5 protein-coding genes are annotated in these 7,744 nt (G+C 72.5%); all 5 read right to left on the reverse strand.

Features of this window, described 5'->3' with window-relative positions; genetic code table 11:
- Positions 1–20: 20 nt before the first annotated feature.
- A complete protein-coding gene (locus ACGF13_RS20090; protein WP_392876793.1) occupies positions 21–1,859 on the reverse strand; it encodes a trypsin-like serine protease in 1,839 nt (612 codons plus the stop codon).
- A 107-nt stretch (positions 1,860–1,966) separates the two neighbouring features.
- The gene (locus ACGF13_RS20095; protein ID WP_392876796.1) at positions 1,967–3,607 is read right to left on the reverse strand and encodes a trypsin-like serine protease; all 1,641 of its coding nucleotides are present in this window, start codon (positions 3,605–3,607) and stop codon (positions 1,967–1,969) included.
- Positions 3,608–3,766: 159 nt separating this feature from the next.
- Positions 3,767–5,506 carry a trypsin-like serine protease gene (locus ACGF13_RS20100; RefSeq protein WP_392876799.1) on the reverse strand — a complete coding sequence of 580 codons (1,740 nt, stop codon included), beginning with the start codon at positions 5,504–5,506 and terminating at the stop codon, positions 3,767–3,769.
- Between the two features lie 93 nt (positions 5,507–5,599).
- Positions 5,600–7,171, reverse strand: coding sequence for a trypsin-like serine protease (locus ACGF13_RS20105; protein WP_392876802.1), 1,572 nt, complete (start codon positions 7,169–7,171; stop codon positions 5,600–5,602).
- Positions 7,172–7,220: 49 nt separating this feature from the next.
- A partial coding sequence (locus ACGF13_RS20110; protein WP_392876805.1) for a hypothetical protein occupies positions 7,221–7,744 on the reverse strand: 524 nt, incomplete at its 5' end.

Genomic DNA, 7,744 nt, shown 5'->3' on the forward strand with positions numbered 1-7,744 from the left:
CCGGTCCGTGCACGGCCTCGTCAGCCGGTGATCATGGTCTTGCCGCCGATCGTCTTCCAGCCGCCCCAGGTCTGGCCCGGGTCGGCCTTGTACGACGCGTAGTTCAGGGCGCCGTCGTCCCGGCCGGTGGCGAAGAGGTTCATGACTCCGGCCGTGGCGTTGAACGTCGCGGCCGGGAACCGACCGGTGGCGAACTTCCAGTCCCCCATGGAGGTCCAGGCGCGCCACGGCTTGCCGTCGGGCAGCCACTCCGTGCGGGCGAGGATGCCGCCGCCGTCGACCGCGAACAGCTCGAAGCCGCCGGTCGCGGGGTCGAAGACGGCGGTCGGCGAGCCGGCGAACTGCCGGCCGGGGATCTCGTACCAGCCGCTCCACTCGCCCATGCCCGGCGTGAAGTAGGAGTGCGCGACCACCCCGTTGGTCCTGGTGGCGAAGACCTCCGCGGTCCTGGTCACCGGGTTGTAGGCGGCGGTCGGGCTGCCGGTGAACTTCACCTCGGAGTGCAGCGTGCTCCAGCCGCGCCAGGGCTTTCCGTCGGGCAGCCAGTAGGTCTGGGACAGCACGCCGTCGCCGCCGATCACGAACAGCTCGATGCCGCCGGTGGCGGGGTTGTAGACGGCGGTCGGGCTGCTCGCGAACTGCCAGTCGTCGATGTCGTACCAGCCGCTCCACGCCGTCATGCCCGGCGTGTAGTACGAGTGCGCGACCACCCCGTTGGCCCTGGTGGCGAAGACCTCCGCGGTCTTCGTCGCCGGGTTGTAGACGGCGGTGGGGCTGCCGGTGAACTTCCGGTCGGGGGTGGGCTTGAGGTCCTGGGCGTACCACTCGCGCCAGCCCTTGCCGTCCGGCATCCAGTACGTCTGGCTGAGCACGCCGTCGGTGCCGACGGCGAACAGCTCGGTGCCGCCGGTGGCGGGGTTGTACAGCGCGGCGGGGACGCTCGCGAACTCCCAGTTGCCGGCGACCTGCTCCCAACCGCTCCAGGTCGTGCCGTCCGCGCTGGAGGAGGACACCACGTGGCGGTTGCCGTCGACGGCGAAGACCGTCGTGATCTTCCGGGCCGGGTCGTAGACCGAGCTGCGGGCCGGCGGGTTGGCGGTGACGCTCTCCCACCAGCCGTCGCGGACCTGCTTGATCCACCCGCCGAGGTCGTCGACGCGCGTGTCGTACGCGCCGGTGCGGGTCTCGGTGGCGGGTACGCCCAGGCAGCCGCCCTGCCAGGAGCGGGAGGCTACGGCGACCAGCTCGGCAGCCCTGCCGTTGACCTCGCGGACGGCCGGGGCGCCGGTGTCGCCCTTGCAGATCGCCGCGCCACCCGTCCCCGTGATGCCGATGCCGGTCGGGCTCACGGTGTCGAGCGAGAAGGCGCCGGTGTGCAGCTTGTTCGGGATCCACTCGTCCTTGGTCCGGCCGTACCCGGGCACCCGCAGCGTCTCCCCGGCGCTGGGGGCGGTGGTGGCGACCGCGATCGGGGCGACGCCGTTGACGGGCGCGGCGAGGCGGGCCAGCACCAGATCGCGGTCCTGACGCGGCGCCAGCTCGGCGATCTCCACCGACCTGTCGCCGACGGTGGCGGTGGTCTTCCACTTCGGCGCGCCGGCCGCCAGCGCCTGCGGTTGCGCCGGGTCGTCCGAGAAGCACGACGCGGCGGTCAGCACCCAGTAGCGGTCCACCAACGCACCCGTGCAGGCACGCACGTTGTCACCGATCGCCAGGCGCACGGTGAAGGCGTAGGAACCGTCGGCGGCCGGGTCTCCGACCACGGCACCGGCCGGGGAGAAACTGCTCAGCGTGCCGGCGGTCGCGGCAGCGACCAGCACACCGGCCCGCCAGGAACGGGTCTGGGACTTGCGGGACATGAGGGTTCTCCTGAGACGTTCGGACATGACGACGCCCCGCGAGTACGCGGGGCGCCGCTCGGTTTCACCGGCGGCAGGGGCGCCCGGAGCGCCGCCTGCTGTTCTTGCTAGAGGGAGCTGGTGATCACGGTTCCGGTGTGGTTGCCGGGGATCGCGGTGAGGTTGAGGTCCTCGGGGGCGTCCCAGCCGCCGTCGGCGTGGCGGGCGGTGAGCAGGACCTTGTTGTCGTTGGTGGTGACGGCGAACACGGCGTCGGTGTCGACAGTGGCGGCGCTGATGCCGGTACCGGTGACGTTCCCGACGACGCTGCCGAGCGACCTGACCGGCTGCCAACTACCACTGGCGTAGCGCATGGTGTGGTACTGACCATCACTCGCGATCAGGGCGAGGTTGAGGTCGTTGTTCTGCCGGGTGACGGCGACGGCGCTCACCGGCGCGGTGGCGCCCGCGGCCTCGGCGACCGAGCCCCAGCGGGACCAGCTTCCGGTGGCGAAACGGGCCGTGTGGTAGACCTTCCCCCCGGCCACGGCGGCGATGTGCAGCTCCCCGCCCGCGGCACCGGCCGCCGAGATGGACGTGATCCCGCTCAGCGGACCGGTCACGTCGGTGACCACCTTGAACGACGTCCACTGCCCGTTCTCCGAGCGGACGTTGTGGAACAGGTAGCCGTCCGCGACGACGACCACGTGCAGGTCACCGCCGACGGAGGCGATGGTCACCTGGGTGATGTTGCCCAGGTCGGACACCGTCGTGTTCAGGTCCACGAACTTCTGCCCCCAGCCGCCGTCGAGGCTGTGCACGGCGTAGTGCAGGTGCCCGTCACCACCGAGCGCGACGACATGGGTGTCACCGTTGATGCCGACCGAGGAAGCGGCCCGCACACCACCGATGTTCCCCGCCACGGCCTGGACGTCCTCGAACGGGGTCCACGAACCGTCGTACAGCCGCGACGCGAAGAACAGGTTCGCGTCGCTGCGCACCAGGGCCTGGGTCTTCCAGCCCACGGCCGTCGCGCGGACCTGCTGGACCCAGCCGGCGACGTCGTCGACGCGGGAGTTGAACGCGCCGGTGCGGGTCTCGGTGGCGGGCACGCCCAGGCAGCCGCCCTGCCAGGAGCGGGAGGCGACGGCCACCAGCTCGGCCTTGCCGTTGACCTCGCGGACCACCGGCGCGCCGGTGTCGCCCTTGCAGATCGCCGCGCCGCCGGTGCCGGTGGTGGCGACGGTGGTCGCGCTCACCGAGTCCAGGCTGAACGCGCCGCTGTGCAGCTTGTTCGGCACCCACTCGTCCTTGGTCCGCCCGTAGGCGGGCACCCGCAGCGCCTGACCGGCGACGGGCGCGGCGGTGGCCACCGGCAGCGTGGCGACACCGTCGACGGGCGTGGCCAGGCGCGCCATCACCAGATCACGGTCGGCACGCGGAACCAGCGCGGAAACCTCCGCCGACTTGCCGCCGACGGTCACGGTCGTCTTCCACTTCGGCGCGCCCGCCGCCAGCGCCTGCGGCTGCGCCGGGTCGTCGGCGAAGCAGGAGGCGGCGGTGAGCACCCAGGAACGGTCCACCAGCGCGCCGGTGCAGGCCCGCACGTTGTCACCGATCGCCAGACGCGCGGCGAAGGCGTAGGAACCGTCGGCGGCCGCATCGCCGACCACGGCACCGGCCGGGGAGAAACTGCTCAGCGTGCCGGCGGTCGCGGCCGCGACCAGCACACCGGCCCGCAGGGAACGGGCCTGGGACTTGCGGGACATGAGAGAGATCTCCTCAGGACGTTCGAAAGGGCGGCACCCCGCAGGAGCGGGGGGTACCGATGAGATTCACCGGCGGTGGTGCTCCGGTCGGCGCCGGCGCCGACCGGATGCGGGCCGCCCTGTGCGTGGCGGGGCGGCCCGCCCCGGGTCTGCCGCGGGTCAGGGGGCGGAGGGGCCGCCGTGGAAGCGGACCCAGCCCGGCCCCAGCGGATCGACGGACCACAGGGTGTTGTTGACGTCCCGCACGTAGGTGACCGGGTGCCCGGTGGCCGGGTCGAGGACGGTCTGCGGGACGGCGTCCGCGGCCATCGCGGTCTGGGCCGGGGTGAGGACGAACTCGGTCCGCTCGCCGGTCGACACGTCGATCGAGTTCAGCTTGCTGTCCGGGCCGTTGACGTACACCACGGTCCGCTTGCCGGCTTCGTCGGCGAACGCGACCGGGTCGGTGGCGGCCAGCGGGCCGAAGTCGCGCCAGCCCGGGCCGAACGGGTCGACGGACCACAGGTGGTGGGCGGTGTCACGGATGAAGGTGGTGAAGTGCCCGGTGGCGGGGTCGACGACCGTCGAGGGGACGGCGTCCGGGGCCATCGCCGTGCCGGAGGGGGTCGGGACGAACTCGACCCGGCCCGCGCCGCGCCGGTCGATGGAGTTCAGCCGGTTGTCCGGCCCGTTGACGTGGACCACGATGTGGCCGTCGTTCGGGTTGACCACCGGGACGGGGTCGGTGGCGGCCAGCGGGCCGAAGTCGTACCAGCCCTCGCCCTGCGGGTCGACGGACCACAGGTGGTGGGCGGTGTCACGGACGAAGGTGACCAGGTGCCCGGTGGCCGGGTCCACGACCGTGCGCGGCACGGCGTCGGGGGCCAGCACCGTCCCGGCGGAGGTCGGGATGAACGCGGTCCACCGGCCGGTGGTGCGGTCGTACGACCAGAGTTTGTTGTCCGGCCCGTTGACGTACACCATCACGTGGCCGTCGGCCGGGTTGGCGATCGCGGTGGGGCGGGTGGCGGCGTAGGTGCCCAGATCGAGCCAGCCCTCGCCCCGCGGGTCGACCGACCACAGGTGGTTCCTGCTGTCCTGCACGAAGGTCAGCGGATGACCGGTGGCGGGGTCGACGACAGTGGACGGTGAGGCCGTCACCACGGTCCCCGAGGGGGTGGAGTGCCTGGTCCTGGTGATCCACGTGCCGAGGTCGTCGACCCGGGTGGCGTACGCGCCGGTGCGGGTCTCGGTGGCGGGGGTGCCCAGGCAGCCGCCCTGCCAGGAGCGGGAGGCGACGGCGACCAGCTCGGCCCTGCCGTTGACCTCACGGACGGCCGGGGCGCCGGTGTCGCCCTTGCAGACGGCCGCGCCGCCGGTACCCGCGATGCCGACACCGGTCGCGGTCACCGTGTCGAGCGAGAACGCGCCGGTGTGCAGCTTGTTCGGCACCCACTCGTCCTTGGTGCGCCCGTACCCGGGTACCCGCAGGCTCTGCCCGGCCGCCGGCTCCGAGGTGCCGACCGCGAGCGGCGCGACACCCTCGACGGGCGTGGCGAGGCGGGCCATCACCAGGTCGCGGTCCTGGCGCGGCGCCAGCTCGACCACCTGAACCGACTTGGAGCCGACGGTGGCGGTCGTCCTCCACTTCGGCGCGCCGGCCGCCAGGGCCTGCGGCTGCGCCGGGTCGTCGGCGAAGCAGGAGGCGGCGCCGATCACCCAGTACTGGTCGATCAGCGCGCCGGTGCAGGCGCGCTGGTTGTCGCCGATCGCCAGGCGCGCGGTGAAGGTGTAGGAGGCGTCGGCGGCCGCATCGCCGACCACGGCACCGGCCGGGGAGAAGGTGCTCAGCGTGCCGGCGGTCGCGGCCGCGACCAGCACACCGGCCCGCCAGGAACGGGACGGGGTCTTGCGGGACATGAGGATTCCTCTTCGAGTCAGTAAGGAGCAGCCCGCGGGAGCGGCCGGCATCGTGCCGGCCGCTCCCGCGGGGAACGGCGGGTTCGGTCCGGATCAGCCGGTGGTGGCGGTGATGGACTGGATGCCCTTGCTGGTGACGGCGTAGAAGGTGGTCCAGCTGCCGTCGGCCTTCTTGTCGGCGGTCCAGATCTGCTCGTCGGTGCCGATGGCGAACAGGCGGACGGTGTCGCCGATGGTGGTGGTGGCCACCTGCTTGGCTCCGCGGACGCCGGGGACCGGGTCGAAGGTGGTCCAGGGGCCGCCGTCGGTGCTGTCGGCGGTCCAGATGAAGTTGTCCCCGCCGACGGCGAACAGGCGCACGGTGTTGCCGATGGTGGTGGCGGCGATGCTCTGGATGCCCTTGCTGGGGATGGCCGTGAAGGTGGTCCAGGGGCCGCCGTTGGTGCTGTCGGCGGTCCAGATCTGGTTGTCGCCGCCGATCGCGAACAGGCGCACGGTGTTGCCGACGGCGACGGCCGCGACCTGCTTGATGCCGGTGCTGGGCATCTCCACGAACGGGGTCCAGGTTCCGGCGGTGTAGTCGCCGGTCGCGGTCCAGATCTTGTCGTCGCCGCCGATCGCGAACAGGCGGACCTTGTCGCCGGTGGCGACGGCGGCCACCTGCTTGACACCGCTGGTGTTGGGCACGAGACCGAACGGGGTCCAGGTGCCGGTGACGGCGTCCCTGGCCGCGGTGCGGATCCGCCCGTCGGTGTCGGCCGCGAACAGGCGGACCTTGTCGCCCATCGTGACGACACTGGCCTGACCGATGCCGCTGCTGGCGGGAACGGCCTCGAAGGTGCCCCACACGTTCGTGGTGTACGCGCCGTCGTTCGTCCAGACCTGGTAGTCGCCGCCGACCGCGAACAGCCGGCTGCCCGGACGGGACGCCTTCACCTGCTGGACCCAGCCGCCGAGGTCGTCGACGCGGGTGTTGTAGGCGCCGGTACGGGTCTCGGTGGCGGGCACGCCCAGGCAACCGCCCTGCCACGAGCGGGAGGCGACGGCCACCAGCTCGGCCTTGCCGTTCACCTCGCGGATCGCCGGGGCACCGGTGTCGCCCTTGCAGATCGCGGCACCGCCGGTGCCGGTGGTACCGATACCGGTCGCACTCACGCTGTCGAGGCTGAACGCGCCGGTGTGGAGCTTGTTCGGCACCCACTCGTCCTTGGTCCGCCCGAAACCGGGCACCCGCAGGCTCTGCCCGGCCGTCGGGGCCGTGGTCGCCAGCGACAGCGGGACGACACCCTCGACGGGCGTGGCCAGGCGGGCCATCACCAGGTCACGATCCTGACGCGGCGCCAACTCGGCCACCTCGACCGACTTCGCACCCACCGTGACGGTCGTCTTCCACTTCGGCGCACCCGCCGCGAGCGCCTGCGGCTGCGCCGGGTCGTCGGCGAAGCACGACGCGGCGGTCAGCACCCAGCTGCGGTCCACCAGCGCGCCGGTGCAGGCGCGCAGGTTGTCACCGACCACCACGCGCGCGGTGAAGGCGTAGGAGCCGTCGGCGGCGGCGTCACCGGAGACGGCGCCGGCCGGAGTGAAGGTGCTCAATGTGCCGGCGGCCGCAGCCGCCACCAGCAGACCCGCCCGCTTGGAGCGCGGCGAGGAGTTGCGAAGCATGAGGGATCCCGAAGGTGAGAGGTGGGTGCGTGGGTTCGGGTGGTGGCTGTCAGCCGGTGACGGTGAGCTCGGTGATGCTCGCCGGGTTGCCGCTGGTGCCTTCGCCGATGCCCTTGAAGCCGTCCTTGGGGACGTCGAGGGTCTGGGCGGCTCCGTCGACGGTGAGGCCGACCTTCAGCGAGCGGCCGCCGCTGGTCTGGACGGCGAAGACGTCGGGCAGCTGGAGGGTGAGGGTGCCGGTGGTGCCGGCGACGGTGAAGCAGATCCGGTTGTCCGGGTTGCCCGGGGCGCGGGTCCAGATCTGGATCTGGGTGGGCTTGGTGCAGTCGCCGAGCAGGATGTGGCCGTCGCCGCGTCCCAGTTTGACCTTGGTGACGGTGTCGGCGCCGGGGTAGGTGAAGTCCTCGACGGCCGGGGGTGCGGCGGAGTTGTCGGCGGGGGGCGGGGTGGTGTCGGCGGAGGCGATCGCGGTGGCTCCGGCGAGGGCCGTGGCGGTCACGGCGGCGGCGGCCAGCCATCGGCGTGCGGTGGTGCGGCCGGTCCTCCGGGTGTCGCGGAGGGGGGTGTGGGTCA

Origin of the sequence: Kitasatospora sp. NPDC048286 (genome assembly GCF_043201735.1) — a bacterium.
Taxonomy (GTDB): domain Bacteria; phylum Actinomycetota; class Actinomycetes; order Streptomycetales; family Streptomycetaceae; genus Kitasatospora.